The organism is Sorangium sp. So ce321, from assembly GCF_051530195.1.
Taxonomy (GTDB): Bacteria; Myxococcota_A; Polyangia; order Polyangiales; family Polyangiaceae; genus Sorangium.
Genome location: NZ_CP150329.1, coordinates 2,229,298 through 2,253,413 on the forward strand (window position 1 = coordinate 2,229,298; position 24,116 = coordinate 2,253,413).

At 74.0% G+C, this 24,116-nt stretch carries 15 protein-coding genes; 8 read left to right on the forward strand and 7 right to left on the reverse strand.

Going from position 1 to position 24,116, the window contains the following annotated elements:
• Positions 1-69: 69 nt before the first annotated feature.
• Together WME89_RS08670 and WME89_RS08675 are read right to left on the reverse strand one after the other, a co-directional pair.
• On the reverse strand, positions 70-1,161 hold the full coding sequence (locus WME89_RS08670) for a formylglycine-generating enzyme family protein (protein ID WP_437652661.1): 1,092 nt from the start codon (positions 1,159-1,161) through the stop codon (positions 70-72).
• 17 nt (positions 1,162-1,178) lie between these two features.
• Entirely contained in the window at positions 1,179-3,593 is a 2,415-nt protein-coding gene (locus WME89_RS08675; protein ID WP_438008750.1) for a sulfatase-like hydrolase/transferase, read from the reverse strand.
• Between the two features lie 552 nt (positions 3,594-4,145).
• Between WME89_RS08675 and WME89_RS08680 the strand changes: the two genes are divergently transcribed.
• Together WME89_RS08680 and WME89_RS08685 are read left to right on the forward strand one after the other, a co-directional pair.
• Positions 4,146-6,107: a redoxin domain-containing protein gene (locus tag WME89_RS08680; protein WP_438008751.1), complete on the forward strand. Its 1,962-nt coding sequence runs from the start codon at positions 4,146-4,148 to the stop codon at positions 6,105-6,107.
• The gene (locus WME89_RS08685) at positions 6,104-6,997 is read left to right on the forward strand and encodes a hypothetical protein (RefSeq protein WP_438008752.1); all 894 of its coding nucleotides are present in this window, start codon (positions 6,104-6,106) and stop codon (positions 6,995-6,997) included. Before WME89_RS08680 ends, WME89_RS08685 begins: the two co-directional genes overlap by 4 nt.
• Before the next feature lie 106 nt (positions 6,998-7,103).
• On the opposite strand, the gene tsaA is transcribed toward WME89_RS08685, so the two are convergent.
• Positions 7,104-7,550, reverse strand: a complete 447-nt coding sequence (gene tsaA, locus WME89_RS08690) for a tRNA (N6-threonylcarbamoyladenosine(37)-N6)-methyltransferase TrmO (protein ID WP_438008753.1) — start codon at positions 7,548-7,550, stop codon at positions 7,104-7,106.
• Positions 7,551-7,554: 4 nt separating this feature from the next.
• Positions 7,555-7,896 (reverse strand): hypothetical protein, encoded by a 342-nt coding sequence (locus WME89_RS08695; protein ID WP_438008754.1) that lies wholly within the window; start codon positions 7,894-7,896, stop codon positions 7,555-7,557.
• 791 nt (positions 7,897-8,687) lie between these two features.
• On the opposite strand from WME89_RS08695, the gene trpD reads away from it, so the two are divergent.
• From trpD to WME89_RS08720, 5 genes are all read left to right on the forward strand, one after another.
• A complete protein-coding gene (gene trpD / locus WME89_RS08700) occupies positions 8,688-9,731 on the forward strand; it encodes an anthranilate phosphoribosyltransferase (protein ID WP_438011914.1) in 1,044 nt (347 codons plus the stop codon).
• Positions 9,724-11,208 (forward strand): bifunctional indole-3-glycerol-phosphate synthase TrpC/phosphoribosylanthranilate isomerase TrpF, encoded by a 1,485-nt coding sequence (trpCF, locus tag WME89_RS08705; protein WP_438008755.1) that lies wholly within the window; start codon positions 9,724-9,726, stop codon positions 11,206-11,208. Before trpD ends, trpCF begins: the two co-directional genes overlap by 8 nt.
• Positions 11,209-11,270: 62 nt before the next feature.
• Positions 11,271-12,464, forward strand: a complete 1,194-nt coding sequence (trpB, locus tag WME89_RS08710) for a tryptophan synthase subunit beta (protein WP_437624666.1) — start codon at positions 11,271-11,273, stop codon at positions 12,462-12,464.
• Entirely contained in the window at positions 12,461-13,285 is an 825-nt protein-coding gene (trpA, locus tag WME89_RS08715) for a tryptophan synthase subunit alpha (protein ID WP_438008756.1), read from the forward strand. The genes trpB and trpA overlap by 4 nt, the downstream gene beginning before the upstream one ends.
• Before the next feature lie 146 nt (positions 13,286-13,431).
• On the forward strand, positions 13,432-13,812 hold the full coding sequence (locus WME89_RS08720) for a hypothetical protein (RefSeq protein WP_438008757.1): 381 nt from the start codon (positions 13,432-13,434) through the stop codon (positions 13,810-13,812).
• A 4-nt stretch (positions 13,813-13,816) separates the two neighbouring features.
• On the opposite strand, the gene WME89_RS08725 is transcribed toward WME89_RS08720, so the two are convergent.
• Together WME89_RS08725 and WME89_RS08730 are read right to left on the reverse strand one after the other, a co-directional pair.
• Positions 13,817-14,578, reverse strand: coding sequence for a hypothetical protein (locus WME89_RS08725; RefSeq protein WP_438008758.1), 762 nt, complete (start codon positions 14,576-14,578; stop codon positions 13,817-13,819).
• Between the two features lie 274 nt (positions 14,579-14,852).
• Entirely contained in the window at positions 14,853-18,404 is a 3,552-nt protein-coding gene (locus tag WME89_RS08730; RefSeq protein WP_438008759.1) for a POTRA domain-containing protein, read from the reverse strand.
• A gap of 290 nt (positions 18,405-18,694) precedes the next feature.
• Between WME89_RS08730 and WME89_RS08735 the strand changes: the two genes are divergently transcribed.
• Positions 18,695-19,498, forward strand: coding sequence for a phosphate/phosphite/phosphonate ABC transporter substrate-binding protein (locus WME89_RS08735; RefSeq protein ID WP_437652650.1), 804 nt, complete (start codon positions 18,695-18,697; stop codon positions 19,496-19,498).
• A gap of 102 nt (positions 19,499-19,600) precedes the next feature.
• Here WME89_RS08735 and WME89_RS08740 read toward each other — a convergent pair whose 3' ends face one another.
• On the reverse strand, positions 19,601-24,100 hold the full coding sequence (locus WME89_RS08740) for a translocation/assembly module TamB domain-containing protein (RefSeq protein WP_438008760.1): 4,500 nt from the start codon (positions 24,098-24,100) through the stop codon (positions 19,601-19,603).
• Positions 24,101-24,116 lie beyond the last annotated feature (16 nt).

Below are 24,116 nucleotides of genomic sequence, written 5' to 3' on the forward strand. Positions count from 1 at the left end.
CGCGAGCCGGGTCGACCGCGCGGCGCGCGGTGTGTCGAGGCGAGGCGCGCGGGGTGTTGGCCGCGCGCGTCAGCGGAGCTCGCGCGGCAGCGGGGCGACAGCCGGGTCGGCGGCGACAGGGCGCTCCGAGGGCGCGGCGCGCGCCGCGTCGTGGTCCGCGCAGCAGCGGAAGCCCTGCTGGTAAAACATGTGGTTCTCGTCGTGCGAGCGGGTCGAGGGGCGGCAGCGCGTGCGCACAGGGCCCCAGTAGCCGCCCTTCAGGATGGAGGGGCGCTCCCCCTCACGGACGGAACGGGTCCACTCGTCGATGTTGCCGGTCATGTCGTACACCCCGAACGGGCTGCGGCAGCGAGGCTGCGCGCCGGACGACCTGCCCTGCCAGAGCCGATCCATCTCGGCCATGGCGGCGGGGCCGCTCCGCGGGCGCAGCGCTGTCTCGATGTACGCGCGCCACGGCTGGTCGACGACGCACGCCTCGGGGTCGCGGACGTAGCCATAAGGGTAGGGGCGCGCCTCCTCGCCCTCGCAGGCGAAGGTCCACTCGGCCTCGTCACAGAGGCGCTTGCCCTCCTCGGCGCAGAGCTCGGCCGCCTCGTAGAACGAGACGAGGATGACCGGATAGACACCCTTCTGGTTGGGGTACTCGTAGCGATCGATGCAGAAGTGCATCGGCTTCGCGTCGAGGTCCCTCGACATCAGCAGCCATTGCTCGCGATCGAACTCGGCGCACCGCTCCGGGTAGTCCCGGCTGATCCAGTGCTTGCAGGTCGTCCGCTGCATCTCGTCGATGGTGCGCAGGTCGCCCTGAGCCTTCGGCGCCGGGTCGAGCTTCATGAGGCCGGAGACCTCGACCATGCCCGTGGGACAGACGCCGCGGTTGCCCTCGAGCTGATCGATGGCGTCGCGCGACGCCGCAGGGGACGAGGCGATCTGCCAGTGGCGGTCGCGCACGAGGCGCCACTCGAAGCGGAGCCGCCGCGGCAGCGCGGCCGTGATGGCGCCGGCGCCGAGCGTCAGCGGCACCGACGGCGCGCGAGCGAGCCGCACCACGAGCAGCGCGAGCGAGGCGACGCCCAGCGCGAAGCCGACGGCGACCGCGGCGCGCAGCGCCCTCGCGCGGGGGGGCGCGGGCTTCCGCGCCGGACGGGCAGGTGGATGCATGATCCCTCGCGTAGACTCTACTGCGCGGGAGACTCGAGGGCAGACAACTTTTCGCGGAGCCGCACAACGTCGTCGGGGCGCTCGCTGGCGAGGTCGCGGGTCTCGCGAGGGTCGCGCTCGAGATCGAAAAGGAACAGCCGGTCGCGCTTCTTGCGGTGGGCGACGAGCAGCTTGAGCTGCCCATCGACGAGCGCCGACCGGCGGGCGGTGCGGGCGAACACAGGGCCGCGGGGGGCGCGGTCGGCGCCGGTCGCGATCGCGGCGAGGGAGCCGCCCTCGACGGCGGTGGCCTCGGCGCCGCCGAGCTCGAGGACGGTGGGCGCGATGTCGACCGTGCTCACCGGGTGGGGGTAGCGGGCCGGGGCGGCGCCGGGGAGGGCGACGACCAGCGGGACGCGGATCGCCTCCTCGTAGAGCTCGACGCCGTGCCCCACAGGGCCGTGCTCGCCGAGCCCCTCGCCCTGCGCGCCGTGGACGATGACCGCGGTGCGGCCCGCGCGCGGGCCCGCCGCGACGGCGTCGAGCAGCGCGCCGAGCTGCCGGTCGACGTAGGCGAGCTCGCCGTCGTAGGCGGCCGTTCTGCCGGAGCCGAAGCGGATGCCGGGGTGGGCGAGGTAGCGCTCGTGGGCGTCGAAGAGGTGGAGCCAGAGGAAGACCGGCTGGGGGCGCTGGGCATGGCCGGCGAGGAGCTCGATCGCCTTTTGCACGGCGAGGTGGCCGGTCGCCTCGCGCTCCGGGTGGGCGTCATCGTAGACGGTCTCGAAGCGGTCGAACCCCTGATCGAAGCCGCGCTCCTGGCTGATCCACGTGAACGAGCTGACCGCGGCGGTGAGGTAGCCGGCGCGCTTCATGCGCTCGGCGAGGGTGTCGTTCTCGGGCAGCAGCGTGGGCCACTCGCGGCGGTCGCGCGCCGCCCGGTTCAGGCGGCGGCCGGTGACGAGGGGCGAGAGGGCCCGCTGCGTCTCGCTGGAGGCGGCGTAGGCGCGCTCGAACAGCACGCCGCGGGCCGCGAGCTCGGCGAGGCGCGGGGTCGTGTCGCGGCCGTAACCGTAGGCCGACGTGTGGTCGGCGCGGACCGTGTCGAGGGTGACGAGGAGGATGTCGGGGCGCCGCTGGGCGGGCGAGGCGGCGGGGGCGGCGGGCGCCGGCGCGGCGGGAGAGGGCGCGCCGACGGCGGTGGCTGCGGCCGGCGCGGTGTCCGCGGCGATCCTGGTCAGGACGGCCGGGACGACCGCGCCGCGATCGTCGCGCGGCGCGGGCGCGGCGGCGGCGGCAGGCGGGCGCGGGGCCGGGGCGGCCGGCGGGGCGTCGACGTCGACAGGCGCGGCCGCGAGCGCCCTGGCGGGGCGGGGGGCGTCGGCCCGGGCTCCGTCGCTGCAGTCCTGATCGATGCCGTCGCCCGGGATGTCCCGCGCGCCGGGGTACCGGGTGGGGTCGCCCTCGTCGCAGTCGCTGCCGCCGAAGTGCGAGCCCATCCCGTCGCCGTCGCGGTCGGTCCACCGCTCGAGGGCGCCGAAGAGCGTGGCCGCGAGCCCGCCGCCGGCGCGCACGGCCTGGCCGAGCGGGGGGAAGGACTCGACCCGGGCGGTCGCGGTCATGAGGACCAGGGCGGCGAGCGGGACGCCCGCGAGGCCGGCGATGCGGCCGACCGCGGCGCTGAGGTCGACGCTGGAGACGAGCGCGGTCGCGACGAGCGCGATGGCGCCGTCGACGATCGCGGCGCGCACGGCGGCGCCGGCGTCGCCGGTCGTGTTGTTGCCCGCGAAGGCGGTGAGGGGCGCGAAGGCGGCGACGAGGGGCAGGACGCCGATGGCGGCGCCGGCGACGGCGAGGATCCACGGCTTGACGCCGCGGGCGGCGAGGCGGTCGCCGAGCGCGACGAGGCGCTGGGTGAGGAGCGCCGCGGCCGCGACGCCGGCGAGGCCGAGGACGCCGAAGGTGGCGCCGGCGAGGCCGCGGTGGTGGGTCGCCACCTTGAGCAGGGCGGCGAGGGCGGCGAGCACGGGCAAGGCGACGCCGATCCACAGGGCGACGCGGAGGACGGCGAGCCGCTCGCCGCCTGTGCCGACGATGCCGCGGAAGCCGCGGCCGGCGGCGCGCGAGAGGATGAGCGCCAGCGTGACGAGCGGGAGCAGGACCGCGGCGCCGACGAGGAGCCCGTCGAGGAAGGACGCGCCGGCGCGGGCGGTGCGCAGCGCGGTGGGGACGGCGGAGAGCGACGCGACGCCGAGGCCGAGGACGCAGGCCTCGCCGAGGCGGGTGGTCCAGGCGCTGCGGCGCGGCGGCGGGGGCGCGGACCGCCCCGGCGGGGGGACGGACCGCGCCGGCGGCGAGCTCGGGTGGGCGGGCGGCCCGCTCGGCGCTCGCGGCGGGACGCTGTCATGAGAGCCGGCGGCGCTCGGGGGCGGAGGACCTGGTTCGGCGGTGATCATGGGCACACAGGGGGGAGGGCCGCGCGGCGCCTCGCGAGGGGCCTGTCGCGCCTGGCCGCGAGGTCGTGCGCCCTGGGGGGATGACGGGGCCTACCATCGGCGTGCGGGGCCGCAAAGTATCCTGCGGGACTGGACGGCCGGGGAGGGCGGGGCGCTCGGGTCCCGAGGTCGCTCGCCGCCGGCGCGCGCGGCGCGTGCGGCGCGTGCAGCTCGAGGGGGCGCGCTGGCCGAAGCCGGGCGGTCACGGCGCCACGGATGCGCCGTGTCGGTGCCCGCGCGCGAGCTCGCCCCCCGCGCGCGAGCTCGCCACGATCGCGGACCTGCTGGCCATCCCCGAGGCGCTGCGCTTGCACGAGAGCATCGACGGCGAGCGTCCTTGATGGAGGTGGCCAGCCGCGTCCGGGCGGGATCGTGCTTTGCACGGGGTCGACCCGCCCCGACCCCGGTTTCCCCTTGCCCGCGGGGTCGTCGTGACCGTTATGCTCGCAGCGACACTGCCAGTCCTTCTTGCTGAGCACTCCTCATCTTCGCCTCGAGCCAAGGAGCCACGTCATGACGCTGCTGCGACGTCGCGCTGTCCTCCCCGCGCTGGTCATGGTCGCCTCGTCCGCTTGCGGGGGCGATGACGCGGTGAGCGGGGCCGGGCTGTCCTGCGGCCCCGGCACCATGGAGGCCGGCGGCGCGTGCGTGCCGGCGGCGACGAGCCCCGAGGTCACCTGCGGCGAGGGGACGGAGGAAGTCGACGGGGAGTGCGTCCCGACCGCGCTCGCGGCCGGCCATTTCCTGAGCCCGCTGGTGCAGCTCCAGAGCCTGCACGAGGTCGGGAGCCACACGGACGAGGTCCGGGTCCGCGGCGACGGTCTGCTCCTCAATTGCAGCTACACATTCAACGTCATCGACGCGGAGGACGCCGCTGGCATGGAGCTGCTCGCGGGGGGGCTCAAGCACTCCATCCCCGACGACACCCGCACTCCCGGCTGCAAGCACCTCGCGTGGGACGACGACCTCGTCTTCACCACGCACCTCGGCAATATCCGGAACCCGGCCTTCCTCAGCGGCTGGGACATCAGCGATCCCGAGGCCCCGACGCAGCTCCATGTCCTGCGGGAGCCGGGGATCAGCTATGAGGGCGTCGACGTCGCGAACCACAACATCTTCGTGGGGCTGCACGGAAATGGGCTCGGCGTCTACAACTACGACGGCGCGGTCGGGTTCACGCGCGTCGGGAGCCTGGGTGGCTTCACGAACGCGTGGGGCGTCGCCGCGCGCGACAACCAGGTCTTCGTCGCCGACGGCGTGGACGGGCTCGTCACGGTCGACGCGACGGACCCCGCGCAGCCGATCGAGCTCGGTCGCGTGGCCACCGGCGGCCAGGCCAAGGGGGTCGTCGTGGACGGCGACTTCGCCTATGTGGCCGCGGGCTCGGCGGGCGTCGCCGTGGTCGACGTCTCGGATCTCGCGAACCCGGTCGTGGTCGGCCGCGCAGAGATGCCCGGGACCCCGCTCCGCCTGGCGTACTCCGAGCACCGCCTCTTCGTCGCCGCGTGGAACGACGTGCGCGTCTACGACGTGTCCACGCCCGCCGCCCCGACCTTCATCGCGGCCGTGCGCATCCCGAGGGAGTTCGAGTACGAGGATCCGGATCGCGAGCTCCCGACCATGCGCACCTTCGGCGTCGCCGCCCGGGGTCGAGACGTGTTCATCGGCACCTGGGAGAACCCGTATTCCTACCGCCTCGAGCCGGACCGCCTCGCCCCCAACATCCGTCTCCCGGAAGCCGCTTCCCGGATCGACTTCGGCCCGGTGGCCATCGGGGACAGGAAGACCCTGCCGCTGGAGGTCACGAACCAGGGGACGGCGCCGCTCACGCTGGTGGACAGCTGGATCAGCGGCTCCGCCTTCAGCGTCGAGCCGCGCCAGGCCCGGATCGAGCCCGGCGGGAAGATCGAGCTCGAGCTGACCTACGCCGCGTCGGCGGGGGATCCGGAGATCGGCTATCTCCACATCGTGTCCGATGATCCCGCGGCCCCGGTGCGCAAGGCCTACCTCGTCGGCAACGCGCCCGGCGTGAGCGTCGGCGCGCCCCTGCCCGCGACGACGGGCACGATGCTGGAGGGCACGACCTGGACCTCGGAGGAGTCGGCCGGGAGCGTCCTGTTGCTCACCTACTTTGCGACCTTCTGCCCGGTCTGCGCCAACCACCTGCCCGACACCGAGGAGCGGTTCTGGCGGAAGTACAAGGACCAGGGCCTGCAGATCGTCGCCCTGAACCCGAGGGAGCCGGTCGAGCAGATCGGCCAGGTGCAGGCGTACTGCGACAACATCGAGATCACCTTTCCTGTCGGGCTCGAGGAGACCGCGAGCACCTATGCCGCCGTGACGTCGAGCTTCCCCGGGCCGAACCCTTTCCCGGTCGACGTGATCGTCGGAAAGGACGGCATCGTCCGGTACGCCAGCCACGAGTACGACCCGGATACGATGACGGCGATCATCGAGCAGGCGCTGGCGGAGTGACGAGCCGCGCCCTGCTCCTGCTGGCCGCGCTCATCACGTCCGCTTGCGACGGCCGCTCGACGGGCGGCGCGGAGGACGGCGGCGGCGGCGGGGGCGATGGCGCGATGGGCGGCGGCGACGGGGGTCATGGAGCGACGGGCGGCGGCGGCGCGACGGGCGGCGGCGCAGCGGCGGGCGGCGCTGGCTCGGGTGGTGGTCCGGCGGGTCTGGGCGTGACCGGCGTGCTCGCGGACGAGGCGGGGCAGCCGATCGGCGGTGCCCCCGTGCTGTTCTGCAACACCACGGTCTGCTACTCGGATCGATCGAGGGCGGATGGTCGCTTCACCTTCGAGTGCGACGAGGAGCTTCCCGTCGACTTCGTGGTGAAGTCGCTGGAGGAAGCGGGGGCGACGCCGCGCCGGGGAGTGACCATGTTCCCGCTGCGCTTCCGCGACGCGGGCACCGTGGACGCGGGGACGCTCCTCGTGCCGGATCTGCCCGCGGGCGCCGTTCTCGGCCCGAGCAGCCGCGATCCGCAGACCCTGGAGGTCGGCGACGGCCTCCAGCTCACCGTGAGCCGCGCGGAGCTCGTCGCGCCGCCCGGCGTATCGCTCCACGACATCGCGGCCCGGCGGATGCCGCCGGAGCATGTGCCGCCGCTCCCCGAGCTGGGCGGAGAGGAGATCGTGGCGGTCTATGCGCTCTCCCCGTTCGCGACGACCAGCGGCTCGCCGATCGGGGTTCAGGCTCCCTCGGAGCTGGCGCCCGGGACGCCGGTGAGCTTCCGGAGCATGAGTGAGTACGATGGCAAGCTCTCGGCGCCTGTCGCTGGTGAGGCCGACGGCGCGTCCGTCAAGACGGCGCCGCGCTCCGGGATCGACGAGCTGACCTGGCTCGTGATCTCCAGATAACGCGGACGCCGGAAGCGGCGACAGGCCCGCGCCAGCGCCTGGTCATCGGGCCAGCCGGTGGCCGGCCAGCAGTGCATACGGACAGCTTGGCGGCTCACGACAACGGTTATCGGGGAGAACCTCTGGAAGAGAAGAAAGACGATGACTTCAGCACCGGCTTGATGTCGACGACCGGCGTTCCGTCGATGGCCTCGATCGGGCCTACGCGCAGGCGGTTGCCGTCGATCGCGCGCACGACGACGGGATGCAGACCGAGCGGGTTCGGCCTGTCCGGGGATCGCGTCGCGAAGACGCCTGTGAGCGGATTGCGCGCGTCGGACCGCGGATGGACGCGGAGGACGTCGCGGCATGCCTGGTGAAACCACGTGATGACGAGGATCTCGTCGCCAGCGGCGAGGCCCTGCAGTCCTTCCGCCGCCCACGGGTGCACCTCGATCCAGGCGTCGGGCGCCCCCTCCGAGCCTTGTCGGGGCGCTTCGCTGCGGCGCGTGAGCTCGGAGGAGATCACGCCGATCGGCCGCAGCCGAGCTTCGAGCCATGCATCCTTCTCCATGAACTCAGGACCGGCGCGCCGGCTCGGCGAGCCAGCGGATCAGCGCGTCGCCCTCGAGGTCGAGCAACGCGTCCTCGACCTCGCCCGGACCGAGCGCGCGCGCCCGCTCGGTGATCGAGCGCTCCTCCTCGGTCGTGGGCCGCCGCCCGACCCGCCGCGCGAAGAGGCGGCCGAGCAGCTCGGCGATCGCGTCCTCACGTCCCTGCTTCTGCCCCTTCTGCTCGGCTTCGAGGATCATCTCCCCGATGATCGGCGTGCGCCGGAGCAGCCCTTCCTCCATGTCCTCCACCATCGTCATGAGCTCCTTCTGCAGAGTGTGCCCCCAGGGGTCGATCGTCGCCAGCACCAGGAGCGCCGTGTACAGCTCCGCCCGCTCCTCGCCAGCGCATGATCGCCAGGACTCCTACGTATCTGGGGCGCTCCGGGAAGTGCGGCGCCATGGGGGGGGGCGCGGCCTCGTCGCCATCCATCGCGGCGACTCGCGGGCAGCGCTGTCGCCGAGACACTCCTCTCTTCCGAGCGACCAGATAGCCTGACAGCGGGCCGAGCCCGCCGAGAATGGATACATCCCGCCGCGCCGATCCCGACACCGCGTCTGTCCCGCACACCCGGCGCCGCCCGCGCGGACACCCGCCAGGCCGCTGGGCAGACCGGCAGGAAGACCGGCAGGAAGACCGGCAGGAAGACCGGCAGGAACCCCGGCAGGAACCCTGGCAGGAAGACAGACAAGACCGAAGACCGGCAGAACCAGCGAAGCGGAAACCGCAGCGAACCCGCTTGACCCCCCGCGCGAACCCAAGCTATGTTTCCCGCATGCATCGCGCGCTCACCGCGTCCAGCGCTCACTCCGGCTCCGAGGCGTTCGTCCTCGGCACCGCCGTGCGCGCTGTCGCCCAGGTGGGATCGCGCGCGGCAGGGCTTCGCTGGTGGCGCTGGTGGTCTACCGCGGCGGGCCCTCACGACGGGTAATGCGCCTCCCTGCAGGGAGGACGACCTGAAGGAAAGAAGAAAGAGGGCCCGCCGAACAACGGTGGGCCTTTTCGTTTTTGTCCGCTATGCAGGGCGCCGCAGTCCGACGCTCGAGTCTCGAGGAGCAGTGTCTGCCGGAACGGCCGTGAACATGAGGAGCGAACCATGGTGCATGCAGTGATCGACGCGCTCTGCGCGGGCGTGGACCTCTCCGCGGAGCAGACCGAGGCGCTGTTCCGCGACGCGATCGCCGGGGCGCTGACCGAGATCGAGATCTCGGCGCTGCTCGTCGCGCTCAAGGCGAAGGGCGAGACCCCCGCCGAGATCGCGGGCGCCGCGCGCGCGCTCAGGGGGGCGTCGGCGCCTTTCCCGCGGCCGGCCTACGCCTACGCCGACTGCTGCGGCACCGGCGGCGACGGGCACTCCACCGTCAACGTGTCGACGGCGGTCGCCTTCGTCGCTGCCGAAGGGGGGCTGCCGATCGCCAAGCACGGCAACCGCTCGGTCTCCTCCCAGTGCGGCTCCGCCGACGTGCTCGAGGCGCTCGGCGCCCGGCTCGATCCGCCGGCGGAGGTCTCGCGCCAGGCCCTCGACGAGGTCGGGTTCTGCTTCCTCTTCGCGCCGCAGTACCACGCCGGAATCCGCCACGCGATGCCCGTGCGCCGCGTCCTCAGGGTGCGCACCATCTTGAACCTGCTCGGCCCGCTCGTGAACCCGAGCGCGCCGCCCATCCAGGTGATGGGCATCTACGATCCGGAGCTCGTCACCACCGCCGCCCGCACGCTCGGGATGCTCGGCTGTCAGGCGGCCCTGGTCGTGCACGGCGGCGGGCTCGACGAGATCGCCCTGCACGCCCCGACCCGCGCGGCGCGGCTCCGCGACGGCGTCGTCGAGGAGCTCACGATCGACCCCGCCGACGCCGGGGTCGCGCCGGCGCCGATCGAGGCGCTCCGGGGCGCCGGCCCGTCGGCCAACGCCGCGTGGCTCAGCAACCTGCTCGCCGGCCGCGGCGAGCCCGCGCACAGCGATGCCGTCGCCATCAACGCGGGCGCGCTGCTCTGGATCGCCGGGCGCGCCGACAGCCTGAGGGAGGGGACGGCCGCGGCGCTCGACGCGCTGCGGTCGGGGCGCGCCGGCGAGCGGCTCACGCGCTTCGTGGCGCTGAGCCGCGAAGGGGCCCAGGAAGCACGGAAGGAGGCGCACCATGGCTGAGCAGAGCAATGTCCTCGCGCGCATCGTCGAGCGAAAGCGGGCGGACGTGGCCGAACGCGAGCGGCGGACCCCGCTCGCCGACCTCAGGGCCAAGGCCCCGCCCACGTCGCGGAGCCTCCGGCGCGCCCTGTCCGCGCCGGGCGCGCGGTTCGTCCTGGAGTGCAAGAAGGCCTCCCCGTCCGAGGGCCTGATCCGGCAGGACTTCGACCCGCACGCCGTCGCCGCCGCGTACTACGGCGTCGCCGACGCGGTGAGCGTGCTGACCGACGAGCCCTTCTTCCAGGGCAGCTTCGAGATCCTCCAGGCGGTGCGCGCGGTCATGGACGTGCCGCTCCTCTGCAAGGACTTCGTCGTGACCCCGTACCAGGTGGTCGAGGCGCGCGCGCACGGCGCGGACGCCATCCTGCTCATGCTGTCGGTGCTGGACGACGCGACGGTGCTCCGGTGCCTGGGCGCCGCCGAGGCGCTCGGCATGGACTGCCTCGTCGAGGTCCACGACGACGCGGAGCTCGACCGCGCGCTCGCGCTGCCGGCGCCCGTGATCGGCATCAACAACCGCGACCTCAAGACGCTCAAGGTCGATCTCGCCGTCTCGGAGCGGCTCGCCCCGCGCGTGCCGGCCGACCGGATCGTCATCGCGGAGTCGGGCGTCGAGTCGCGCGCCCACGTGGACCGGCTCGCGCGCTCGGTCGACGGGTTCCTCGTCGGCACGTCGCTCATGCGCAGCCCCGACATCGCCGACGCCGCGCGCGCGCTGGTGAACGGCCGGGTGAAGGTCTGCGGCCTGACCCGGCCCGGCGACTCGCGCGAGGCGGAGCGGCTCGGCGCCCGCTTCGGCGGCCTCGTCTTCGCCGAGGCCTCGCCGCGCCGGGTGACCCGGGAGCAGGCCGAGGTCGTCGTCGCCACCGCCGCGGGGCTCCCCTTCGTCGGCGTTTTTCTGAATCAACCCGCGGACTTCGTCGCCGACACGGCGCGCGCGCTCGGGCTCCGCGCCGTGCAGCTGCACGGCGACGAGGACGCCGCGTTCGTCGAGGGCCTGCGGCGCGCGCTCCCCGAGGGGTGCGAGGTCTGGAAGGCGGTCCCGATGGCGCCCTCCGGCGACGCGGCAGGCAGCCCCGGCGCGGCAGGCGGCCCCGGCGCGGCAGGCGAGGGCGCCGAGGTCGAGCGGCGCGCTGACCGGCTCGTCTTCGACACGCGCACGGCCGAGGCGCGGGGCGGCACCGGCCGGACCTTCGCCTGGAGCGCGATCGCGGGCCACCCGGCGCGGCCCCGGAGCCTGCTCGCGGGCGGGCTCAACCCGGACAACATCGACGCGGCGCGACGGGTGGGGACCTGGGCGCTCGACGTGAGCTCGGGCGTCGAGCGCGCGCCCGGCGAGAAGTGCGCCGACCTGCTCGTGCGGCTGTTCGACGGCGCGCGCGGGCCCTCGCGCCACGGCCCCGACCCCGCGGCCCCGGCGGACCTCGCTTCCCCCTGACCGCATCCCCCACTCGTCCACGACGCACAACACCACGCACACCGACGATCGAGGCAATCACCATGCAGCAAAGCGGTCGCTTTGGCGCCTTCGGCGGCGCCTATGTCCCGGAGATCCTCGTGCCCGCGCTCGAGCAGCTCGAGCGCGCGTACCTGGAGGCGCGCGGCGATCCGATGTTCGCGGCGGAGTTCAACTCCCTGCTGACGACCTACGCCGGCCGCCCGACGCCGCTCACCCTCTGCCGCAACCTCACCGGCGACCCGCGGGTGAAGGTGTACCTGAAGCGCGAGGACCTGCTCCACGGCGGCGCGCACAAGACGAACCAGGCGCTCGGCCAGGGCCTGCTCGCGCGGCGCATGGGCAAGAAGCGGCTCATCGCCGAGACGGGGGCAGGCCAGCACGGCGTCGCGACGGCGATGATCGGGGCCCTGCTCGGGATGCCCACGCGCATCTACATGGGCGCGAAGGACGTCGAGCGGCAGCGGCTCAACGTCTTCCGGATGCGGCTGATGGGGGCCGAGGTGGTGCCCGTGAGCTCGGGCACGCAGACGCTGAAGGACGCCCTCAACGAGGCGCTGCGCTACTGGACCGAGAGCTACGAGGACACGCACTACCTGATCGGGACCGTGGCCGGGCCCCACCCGTTCCCCACGATCGTGCGCGACTTCCAGTGGGTGATCGGCAGAGAGGCGCGGGCCCAGGTGCTGGAGACGGAGGGGCGCCTGCCCGACGCGGTGGTCGCGTGCGTGGGCGGCGGCAGCAACGCGATGGGCATCTTCTCCGAGTTCCTCCCGGACCAGGGCGTGGCGCTGATCGGCGTCGAGCCCGCCGGCCACGGGCTCTCGACCGACAAGCACGGCGCGACGCTCCTCAAGGGCCGCCCGGGCGTGCTGCACGGGTCGGAGACCTACATCCTCCAGGACGAGCACGGGCAGGTCGCCGAGACGCACTCGGTCTCGGCGGGGCTCGACTACCCCGGCGTCGGGCCGGAGCACGCGCACCTCATGACGTCGGGCCGGGCGACCTACGTGGCGGCGACCGACGAAGAGGCGCTCGATGCGTTCCAGAAGCTCGCGCGGAGCGAGGGCATCATCCCGGCGTTCGAGTCGGCGCACGCGATCGCGCACGCGCTGAAGATGGCGGCGGAGGCGGCGCAGGCAGGGCGCGAGACGGTGCTCGTCGTGAACCTGTCGGGCCGCGGAGACAAGGACATGGAGCAGGCGCAGAAGCTGCTCGATCCCGGGAGGTCGACATGAGTCGGGAAGCGATGACGACGCGCTACGATCGCGCATTCGAGCGGCTGCGGCAGCGGGGCGAGGGGGCGTTCATCCCCTTCCTGATGCTCGGGGACCCCGACCTCGCGACGAGCGCGCGGCTGCTCCGCGCGGTCGTCGAGGGCGGCGCGGACGCGATCGAGGTCGGGATCCCGTTCTCGGACCCGATCGCGGACGGCCCGACCATCCAGGCCGCCGCCGTGCGGGCGCTCGGCGCCGGCGTGCGGCCGGCCGACTGCATCGAGCTGCTCCGCCAGTTCCGGGCGGAGGCGCCGGAGGTGCCGGTCGGGATCCTGACGTACGCGAACCTGGTGAAGCACCGCGATCTCAACGCGTTCTACGCGTCGGTGGCCGCGGCCGGGGTCGACAGCGTGCTCGTCGCCGACGTGCCCGTGCGGGAGTCGGAGCCCTACGTGGCGGCGGCGCGCGCGGTGGGCGTGGCGCCGGTGCTGATCGCGCCCCTCAACGCCTCGGAGGCGACGCTGCAGCTGCTCTCCGAGCGGTGCGCCGCGTACACCTACTGCGTGACGCGCAAGGGCGTGACGGGGGCGGACGACCAGCTGAGCCTCAGCCACGGGAACCTCCTCGAGACGCTGCGCCGGTTCGGCGCGCCGCCCGCGATCCTCGGGTTCGGCATCTCGAAGCCCGAGCACGTGCGCGCCGCCCTCGCCGCCGGGGCGTTCGGCGTGATCAGCGGGTCCGCTGTCGTCCAGCGGATCGCGTCGAACCTCGGGGATCCCGAGGCGGCCGCGCGCTCCGTCGCGAGCTTCGTCCGGGAGATGAAGGCGGCCACGGCGCGCTGACCGCGGCGCCCGGTCGCCGTCCCCCTGGACGGCTCGCCGCGGCGCCCGCCTCGCTCCCTGCAGCGGCCGGGCGGTTCGCTGCTCGCCGCTTCCGCGCGGCGGCGATCCTCGCCAGGATGGCCCCCGCCCACCCCCAGGAGTCGTCCATGCGGCTGACCACGAACACGACAGCGCTGCTCGCCGCCGCGGCCCTCGGCGCGGCCGCGGCGCACCTCGAGGCAGCCGGCGCCCTGCTGGAGGCGCCGGACGCCCCTGCGACCGCCTCCTTCCACCTCACGGCCGGCCCCGTCTCGATCACGCTCCACGCGGCGGTGCTGGGCGGACAGCGCGCGGGGTCGCCGGCGCGCGTGCCCGCCGGCGCCCACCTGGTCCTCGGCGTGGCGGTCCCGGACCTCGGCCTGCGCGCCGTGCACCGCGTGAGCTACGCCGCGCCGGAGCGCGACGGGGGCGGCGCGGCGACCCGCCTCGCCGGGGCGCTCGCCAGCGCGCGCCTCCGCGCGTCGATCTCGTGGCAGGCGGCGGGCTGAGCGCTCACGGGCACGCGACGCCGCACCGGAGCTGCGAGAGCGCGGTGCACGACGGGTCCCAGCCGAACGTGCAGCAGTAGCTGTCTCCCTCGTCCTCATCGCACACGTTGGCGACGCAGCTGCTGCACGCGGGGTCGAGCGCCTCGCCCGCCTCGCAGAGGTCGTGCGCGCACCCGCAGGCCCGCCCGCAGGCGGCGGCGAGGCCCTCGACGCAGTGGGCGTCCCACGCGCTCATGCAGCACGCGGGGTCCGCCGCGCACAGCGCGGTCACGCACGGGTCGCAGCCGGCGCCGAGGGGATCTCCCTCCTCGCACGGATCGTGGCTGCAGTCGTCCGGCGGGCACGCCCCGCAGTCGGCGGCGCACGCGTTGCACGTCTCCCGCAGGGGCTCGCACTTGCCGTCGCCGCAGACGGGCGGGCACTCGCCGCAGTCGCCCGCGCACGAGCCGCACGTCTCGGGCGCCTCGCACTGGCCATCGCCGCAGCCCGGCGCGCAGGCCTCGCAGTCGCCGGGGCAGCTCTCGCACGTCTCGCCGGCGTCGCACCGCAGGTCGCCGCACACCGCCGCCCCGCCGGAGCCGGTCGAGGCCCCGCCGCCGCCGGCCTCGCCGTGGCCGCCCTGTCCCTGTCCGCCCTGTCCGTCCCCCCCGCCGCCGCTGGACGCGCTCGCCGTGCTGCTCGGCGCGGCGCTGTCATCCCCGCAGCCGAAGGTCGTCAGGGACGAAGTCAGGACGAGCAGAGCACACGCGCGGAGAGAACGGTTCATCAGGGGAGCCTCGTCGTCTTGAGCTGGGGGGAGCTGCCGTTGCGCCCCCGCCGTCGCTGAGCCGCCGAGAGCGCGTCCCGGTGTCGTGGGGGCGAACGATCCTAGCGTCCCCGCTGGAGCGGCCTGTCAGGCATTTGCGCCGGGGTGGCGAGCGCTGGCCGGGCCGATGGCGACCTCAGCAGCGGCGAGGCGCGCTGGCGCGGCGCGCCCACAGCGCGCCGCGGGAGCCTGTCGTGGACGCGGCGTCGCCTCGGAAGAGCCGCGGCGCCGCCGCTCAGAAGAGCCCCACGGAGAAGTGGAGGGCGCCGTTGATCTCGTCGAGCTCCTCGCGCGGGTCGAGGTTGAGGCCGTAGTCGAAGGCGAGGGGGCCGATCGGGGTGTTCACCCGCAGCCCGGCGCCGAGCCCGTAGCGGAGCAGGCGCGGGTCGAGGTTGACGTTCCTGGCCCTGATCCAGAGGTTGCCCGCGTCGAGGAAGAGGCCGAGCTGGAGCAGATCGGTCAGCGGGACGCGCAGCTCGGCGCGCGGGTTCACCATCACCGTCCCGCCGCGGGGGATGTCGTCGGTCGAGAGCGTGGCCCCCTCGGGCAGCACCTTCTTCGCCTCCTCGATCCCGTCCTCCGGGTACAGCGACTCGGCCAGGTGCGAGCGGAGCGAGTCGACGCCGCCGAGGAAGAAAAGCCGATCGGGGTACGTCCCGCTCGTGGCGACGAGCGGCTGGATGTAGCCGCCGGACAGGCTGAGCGCGAGGGTGAGCCCCGACCGGCGCGCCAGCGGGATGTAGCCCGACACGCGGCCAGTGAACCGGAGGAAATGGCTCTCGGGGAAGCTCGTCGTGTCCCCGACCGAGTCGAACACGTCGAACGCGTCGACGTGCTCGACCCCGCCGGACAGGAGGAAGCCGCGGGTCGCGGCGAAGGGGGTGTCCCGCGTGTCCCAGGACGCGTCGACCCGCTGCGCCAGGGCGATCGTGCGGCCCTCGGGCATGCGCAGCTGGTTGAGGATCTCCCGCTTGTCGGAGTCCGAGTCGCCGAAGAAGTCGACCTTGTTCAGCTCGGTGGAGAAGGCGAGCTGCGCGGTCACGGCGCGCCGCGGCCGGTACGTGAGCGCGGGGATGAGCGCGTCCTTCGTGAAGCCGAAATCGAGCTGGTTGTCGCGCACGTCGACGCCCGACAGCGACAGGCTGACCAGCGGGCCGAGCCCGATGTCCGGGAGCGTGACCGAGACGGTGTTGCGGCGCTCCAGCTGGTCGTCGCCGTTGAGAACGGTCTCGTAGTGACGCCGCGCCGCGGGGTCGACGATCATGAACTCGAACAGGTAGCTGAGCTGCACGCGCATCGTGAGGCCGACGGCGAGGCCGCCGATGTTGCGGTGCCCGTACTCGAAGGCGAAGCGGACGCCCTCGCCGGTCGAGAACCCGATCTGCGGGTTGAGGTACTGCGGCAGCTGCTCGACCACGTGGATGATGACCCGCTTGTTCTTCTGCGGGATGTCCGGGTCCTCCAGCGCGATCGACACGCTCGAGAAGGGCCCGAGCGTCGCGATGCGCTCCTCGCTCAGGCGGGCCTGCCCCTGCCGGAACGGGGCGCCCTCGCGCAGCAGCACGCGGCGGAGGATGAGCTGCTCGTCGGTCCGGACCGCCCCCTTGATGACGATGCCGGTGACGATCACCCGGTCCCGCTCCGACACGATGAACCGCGCGCGGGCGCGCGTGCGGTCGGGAGACGGCTCGATCGCGGCGCGGACCTCGGCGAAGGCGTAGCCGAGGTCGCGGTACGCATCGAGGATGCGCAGCCGCGCGGCGTCGAGGGCGAGCGTCGAGAGGGGCTGTCCGACCTCGAGATCGGCGATGTCGCTGAGCCAGCGCTCGCTGAACGGGCGCTCCTCCGCGCAGGTGGTCCGGTCCCGCTCGCCCAGGCCGGCCTGGCCGCAGAAGCCCTTGTTGCCCTCGAAGGCGAGGTCGTAGAGCTGGGTCTGCGGGCCGGGGTGGACCGGGATGCGGAGCGTCACCTCGGGGGCGCACGCGATGTGCCGCGCGGGGTCGGGGCGGCAGGTGAGGGCGGCGGGGACGGGCGGCTCGGGCAGGGGGAGGCCGAGCGCGTCGGTGCGGCACTGCGCCGTGACGCGCTCGGCGACCGGCTCGGGGATGCAGGCGCCGGGCGGCGAGCGGCGCGAGCAGGTGGCGCGGAGCACGGAGACCGGGCCGACGGCAGCGTTGAGGTAGCCCTTGCTGAAGTAGAGGTCGCGCAGGTGCTTGAGGGCGCGGTCGTAGGTCTCCGGCGCGTACGTCATCGCCGGGATGAGCTCGACCGGGCGGGCCCGGCCCCCGGCGCCGCGGGTCGGGCCGAAGAGGTCCGCGACGCCGCGCGGGTCGGGGAGCGTGAAGACCTCGCCGGGCAGGTCCTCCTCGAGGAAGCTCTCGATCTCGCGGCCGAGGTCGTCGGCGCTGAGGTCGCCCGTGAGGCAGGGGAAGACGCGCTTCGTGACGCGCACCTGCTCGTTCTCGCGGACGGTGAAGGTCAGGTACCGGACCGGGTCCTCGGGCTTGCCGCCCAGGGAAGGGGTGACCTCGGCGTCGAGGAAGCCGCGCGCGACGTAGAACGCGCGGAGCTTGTCGGTGAGGTCATTGGGCTTCGTCTCGGTCGTCTCGCCGAGGCCGAGCGCCGCCTCGAGCGCGTCGTCGTCGAAGGCGCGGTTGCCGTCGAAGGCCGGGACGATGCGGGCGCCGGGCTCGAGGTAGACGTAGAGGTAGTTGTTCGGGCCGACCGCGAGCACGCGGTGGGAGACCTGGGCGTAGTGGAAGCCGCTCCGGCGGAGCAGGTCGGCCATCTCGCGGTCGGCGTCGGCGAGGGCGGACTCGTCGACGCGGGCGCCGGCGCCGAGGGGGTAGCTCTCCTTGAGCGCGCCGAGCTCCTTGTCGGCGCGCGGCGCCACGACGAAGACGCGCTGGGCGACGACGCGCGGGGCGCCGGCCTCGATGTTGAGGGCGAGGACGATCGCGGACGGGTCGTCGGTGTCGACGGCGCGCACCGTGACCGTGGCCGCGGGGTAGCCGTGCAGCGCATAGAAGGCGCGGACGCGGGGGCCGAGCCCGGCGAGCGTCGCGGCGGTGATGTCGCCGTCCTCGGAGACGCCGGCGGCCTCGAGGGTGTCCTGCCGGTCGAGCGCGCTGCCGGTGAGCTGGATGGTCGCGATGCGCCGGCGCGGGACGACGACGATCCGGAGCGCGGCGCCGTCGGGCATGAGGCTCGCCTCGGCCGACGCGCGGGCGAAGTTGCCGGAGGCGAGCAGCTCGCGCATGGCGCGGCGCGCGGCGTCGAGGCTGAGCGGCTCTCCGAGCTCGACGCTGGCGACAGGCGACGCGCTCTGCCAGCGATTGCCCACGGCGACGACGTCGATGCGGACGATCGGCTTGCCGGCGAGCTCTCCGAGGGCGATCGGCGGCTGCAGCGACGGCACGTCGGTGGCCTCGGTGCTCGCCGCGCCCGAGGGCGCCGGGCGAGCCTCGACCTGGTTGGCCTCGACCTGGTTGGGGGCGGGGCTGGCCTGGGCCTGGCTGCCGGGGTTGACCCCAACCTGGTTGGCGTTGGGCTGGTTGCCGGGGTTGACGCCGACCTGGTTGGGGTTGGGGTCGGCCTGAGCGAGGGCGCCGGGGTTGGCGCCGACCTGGTTGGGGTTGGGGTCGGCCTGAGCGAGGGCGCCGGGGTTGGCCCCAACCTCGCTGGCCTGGCTCGCGGGCGCCTGCTGGGCGCGCGCGGGGATGGCGGCCGCGCCTGGCGGCAAGAAGCCGAGCAAGAAGGGAATGAGGGAGGAGCGAAAGCGGGCCATCAGGCGCGGAGCGCCGGGGGACGAAACCGAAACGAACCGGCGCCGGCTTGCACGAGGAGCGCAGCGTAGCCCGGTTGGGCGGAAAGTGGGCAAGAGGCCGCCCGCGCGGCGTTCGTGCTGGCGCGCCGCCGGCGCCGCCGCGGGGTTCGCGCGCCGACACGGGGTGCGCAGGCTCCAGGCCTGGCCCGGCCCGGCCGGACCGGATCGCGCTCCGGGGCGTCGATGTGCGAGACGCGGGGCTCTCGGCGGGCGGACCTCGTGCTAGCGTCGCCGCCCGTGCGAGGCACCGGATGAAGGACCTGGCGATGCTTGTCGGCGCCGTGGCGCACGACGCCAAGGTGGTCACGCTGTGGGAGAGCCTGCGCGAGCACTTCCGCGAGCATGGAATCCTGATTGATTTCGCGCTGTTCTCCACCTACGAGCGCCAGGTGGAGTCGCTGGTCCGCGGTCACATCGACGTGGCCTGGGACAGCGCCATCGCGCACGTGCGGGTCAAGCGGCAGACCGAGGGCCGCTCCCGCTCGCTGGCGATGCGCGAGATCGACCGCGACTTCCACAGCAAGCTCCTCGTCCGCCGCGACGCCGCGGTCGGGGCGCTGAGCGACCTCGAGGGCAAGGTGCTCGCGGTGGGGAGCGCCGACTCGGCGCACGCGCGCATCCTGCCGCTGCACTTCCTCCGGCAGGCGGGGGTGGCGGTGGAGAAGATCCAGCTCCTGCCGTTCGAGGTGGACGTCGGCAAGCACGGGGACACCGCGACGAGCGAGGTCCAGGCGCTCGCGGCGCTGCACGACGGCAAGGCGCAGGCGGCGGCGGTCGGGGACGCCGTGTGGCTCGCCGAGCAGGCGAACGGCCACATCGACCTCCGCCGGGTCGACGTCCTCTGGACCACGCCGGCCTACGACTTCGCGATGTTCGACGCGATGCCGTCGCTGCCCGAGGCCAAGGCCGAGGCGTTCCAGCGCGTGCTGCTCGGCATGACCTGGAAGAACCCGAAGCACCGGCGCATCTTCGAGCTCATGGGCCACAAGCAGTGGGTCGCCGGCCGCGACGACCGCTACAGCGCCCTCGACGCGGCGCTCGCCGCCGCCACCTGAGCGCCGGGCCGCCGGCTCCGCCGCGCCGCCGCCACCTGAGCGCCGGGCCGCCGGCTCCGCCGCGCCGCCGCCACCTGAGCGCCGGGCCGCCGGTCCCGCCCGCTACTCGAACTCGAGCCGCCACCGGAGGTCGGCGCCCACGTTGCCGACCGGCGAGCTCGAGGCGTCGTTCGCGTTGTCGTAGGAGCCCTGCAAGCTCATGCGGTCGCTGAGCTTCACCTCGACGCCCGCGCGCACCTGGCTGCCCTGCGAGAGGCCCGTCGTGACGTTGGCGCGGACCGCGTCCGTGATGCGCTTGCCCAGGGTCACCGTCGGCTCCGGGGCGCCGTTCCTGGACGAGTAGCCGGTGCCGAAGCGGAACTCGTCGATGATGGGGACGATGGTCTTCACCGCCTTGTCGGCGCCCGTCAGCGAGGAGAGCGCCTCGAGGCCCATCGTCTCGCCGAGCGACGAGACGACGCCCTGGTTGAGCTCGGCGCGCGTCACGCCGAGCGTGAGCAGCAGGACGATGTCCTCCTGGCTGAGCGGCGGATCGCTCGTGAGGTTGAGCCGGAGGTTGTCGGCGTCGCCCTGGGCGTGCAGCTTGATGCGCCACTGCCCGCTCGAGTTCGCGCCGGTGCCGAGGCCCGCGCTCACGGGCGCCGCCGGCTCCGCGCTCCCGGACGCGTCCGCCGCGCCGCTGCTCGCCACCGACGTGTAGCGGCGGTACTCGCTCTCCGCGCGCACGTCGACCTTGGGCGCGATGCGGAACGGGTCGTCGAAGCGGACGTAGCCCTCCCGGACCTCGAACTCGGTGCTCCGCAGCATGAGCTTCGAGTCGGGCAGGATGCGCAGCGAGCCGCGCGCGCCGAAGCGCTGGTTCGTGCCCGACAGCTGGAGCCCGGTCGGCGAGACCTCGAGCCGCATGTCCGCGAGATCGTTCGAGAAACGGAGCGGGTTGGGCGACAGGACCGTGACCTCGAACCGGGCCACGTCGGCCGCCGGGTCGTAGGTCTGCACCGCCGTCCGCTGGCGGCCCGTGAGGTCGCCGAGATCGACGGCCATGAGGATCGGGCGCGTGTAGCTGAACGACGTGAGGGTGACCGTGCCCATCACGAACGGCAGGTTCTTCTCCCCCGCCTCCTCGTCCTCGACGCCGGGCCGGAAGGTCGCGTTGAGGTTCGCGTTCGCGGTGAGGTTCACCCCCTCCGCGACCGGCAGCTTCACGCCGGTCGCCACGATCGAGGCCGTCGCCGTGCCGAGCGAGAGGCCGCGCACCGGCATCTGCCCGACCGCCGTCACCGTGCCGGTGCCGACCCGCGCGGTCGCCTTCGTGAGGCGCACCTGGTCGCCGCCGATCGCGATCTCGACGTCGATGTCGTCGAGCGACACGGGCAGGCCCACGACGTCGAGCTCCCCCTCCTTGAGCGTCGCCGAGCCCGAGTAGCGCAGCCCCGTGAGCGGCCCGGTCACCTGCACCTCGGCCTGCACCGTGCCCCGCGCGTGCCGGATCTGCGGGATGTCGGCGCTGAGCCGCGACAGGTTCGTCGGGCTGACCCGGATGGCGAGGTCGAGATCCGGCGCGGTGAACGCCCGCTTGACCTCGCCCGACGCGGTGAACGCGGCGGACAGGCGCGAGGCGGTGTGCGCCTCGAGGTGGAGCTCCGGCACCTTCACCGTGTTGCCCGCGAGGTGGATCGGCCCGGTCGGGCTCTTGAGGGTCAGCCCCTGGCCGTCGCGCTCCAGCCTGAGCGCGTCGACCGTGAGCGTGAGCGCCGCCTGCCGCGGATCCGCGAGCGGGAGCCGCGCGACGTCGAGCGACGCGGTCAGCGTGCCCTTCGGCGGCGCCGCCGAGAACGCGACGCCCGGGATCAGGTTCGCGAGCGTCCCGAGGTCGAGCGCGTCGACGCGCACCTTGCCGTCCACGATCTTGCGCTGCTGGCGCGTGACGCGGAGCCCCTGGAGCGCGATCTGGCCGCCGAACAGCGACCCGTTGGCGACGAACGAGCCGTCGGGGAGGTCGCGCTCGAGCTCCGCCGGGTCGAACGGCGCGCCCTGGGGGTTGCCGCAGATCGGCGTCCTGCCGATGATCTTGGGCTGCCTGTCGGTGGGGACGATCGTGAGCTCGAGGCGCGAGGGCGGCAGGCTCGCGTGCGTGCGGCGGATGCCGACGCGCGAGACGTGCACGTCCGCGAACCCGGCCATCCTGCTCACCGTGCCGCCGAGGTTGGCGACGAGCGAGACCGAGCCGTCGAACAGCGACCCCGCCGCGCCGAGCGCGTCCACCCGCGCGAGGGGCAGGCCGCTCGCGATGACGCTCCCCTTGAGCGCGCCGCCGTGCGCCACGGACACGCTCGCCAGCACCGAGCCCGTGCCCTTGCGCAGCGACGCCGAGCGGACGTCGAGCCGCATGCCGTCGGCGCCGGCGGCCTGGTCGTCCCAGATCAGGTTGAGGTCGACCTCGCCCTCGTCGAAGCGCTCCTCGAGGAGCTCCACGCCGGTGAGGCGCATCCCGGCGCTCACGGCGAGGTAGCCGCCGCCGCAGCGGTCCTCCGGGCCGCCGAGCGCGAAGTGGGCCCGCGCCGTCCCGCTCGCGGTCGCCTTGTAGGCGGCGAAGCGCGGGTCCTTGTCCATGCGGAGCATCTCGAGCAGGTCGCGCGCGCCGAGGTGCGGCGCCTCGCGCGTGTCGACGGTCGCGTCCACGACGACGACCCCCGACGCGCTGTCGAGCGGGCGTCCCCTGGGCAGGTTGCCCGCCGGGTCGAAGTCGATCTTGATCGAGGGGACGCGGACGCGGCTCGCCCCGTGCCGGACGCGCGCGTTCTCGAGGGTCAGGGCGAGCGGCTCGAACGCGACCGGCGAGGGCTCGAGGTCGCCGATGGGGAAGCCGGTGAAGACGAACTTCTCGATGCCTACCTCGCCCGTGAGCTTCGGGTGCGCGTAGGAGCCGTGCATCGAGGCCTTCATCGTGGCGACGCCGGCGAGCTCGAGATCGGCGAGCGGCGAGACCTCGGCGAGGTCCACCCGTGAGCCCGGGTGGACCTCGGCGCCGAGCTGGTCGTTGAAGCCGAGCGAGACGGTGGTCCTGAGGTGCGAGACCGGCGTGTCGACCGAGAAGCCCGCGAGCACGACGGCGTTCGGCCGCACCTGGAACGAGCCGCGGAGCGCGGCCTCCCTGACGCCCATGAGGCGCTGGCGGGCAGGGTCCTTCGTCGGGCGATCGAAGATCTCGAAGCCGCGCGACTGCACGGCGAGCGGGCCCTCGAGCGAGAGCGGGGACAGCGTGCCGCCGAAGTGATCGAACCGGCCCTCGCGCAGCGTCCAGGCGACGTGCGCCTGGGGGTGCACGCCGAGGTCGCGGAGCAGGCCGGGCAGCTCGATGTTGGCGATGTCGATCGGGCCCGCCTGGAGCGGCATGCCCTTCTCGAACGGCTTGAGCTCCGCGCTCGCGATCTTCAGCGTCCCGTCGCCCCACGCGATGTCGGCGTTCGAGAGCTGCACGGCGTCGGCGGTCGTCGAGACCTCGCCCGAGAGCCGCGTCACGAAGGATCTGCCGTCGAGGCCCAGCTGGTCGAGCAGGAGGGTGCCCTTGACGCGGGGGAGCGCGAGCCCGAACGGCGCGGCCGCCGCGTCGTACTCGGCGGCGACGTCGAGCGAGACGGCGCCGGACGCGGGCGGCAGGTTCACGAAGCGGTGCACGACCGGCACCGGCAGGCGCGCCCGCACGCGGCCCTCGATCCGGTGGGGCATGCCGCCGCCGAGGCCGACGGCGCGCAGGGCGCCGAGCTCGAGCTCGACGCGGCGCCAGTCGCCGGCCGGGAGCTCGCACGGCGGCGTGGTGCCGGGGTCCGGGTCGAAGTCGGCGGCGCCCTCGAGGATGAGCCGGCGGACGAGGGCGCGGTCGGGCTCGACGCGGACGCGCGTGTCGAAGCGGCAGACGACGTCCTCGTCGACGCTGTCCTCCTCGGCCTCGCGGCCGGGCGCGGCGTGCGTGTGGACGACCGAGATGACGCCGGAGCGCATCGCGATCTCGAAGGCGTCGGAGGGCTCGGCGGAGACGTCGACATCGACCTCGCGGGCCTGGACGCGGACGTTGTCGATCGTGAGGTCGAGGCGCGCGTCGGTGATGGCCACGGAGGAGAGCGGCGCGCGGTCGAGCTTGCCCTTGTCGCCGCTGCTCCCGCCGGTGCTCGGGAGCTCGAGGTTCCGGAGCTCGCCGTCCTTCACCACGGCGCGGACGCGGGGGCCGATGATCTCGACGTCGCCGGCGTCGATGTGCCCCGCGAGCAGCGAGAAGAGGCGCGGGCGGATCGCCACGCGCTCCAGCTCGAGGAACGGCGCGCCGCCGTCCGAGGAGTCGACGACGAGGCGGTTCAGGCCGACCATGAGGGGCCAGGCCTGCACGCGCACGTCGTAGCGGGCCGTGATGCCGAGCTCGCGCTGGAGCAGCGCGGCCGTCTCGCGCGCGGCCCAGGCCCGCACCGTCTCGGTCCGCACGAGGAAGCCGACCGCGAGCGGGATCGCCCCGATCACCGCGAACACGGCGCACAGCAGGCGCACGGCGACGCGCCCCCAGTCCCTGCGGGCTCTCGGCGGGGAGCCCTTTCTCCTCGTGCCGTGCATCGGGGCGCAGCTTAGC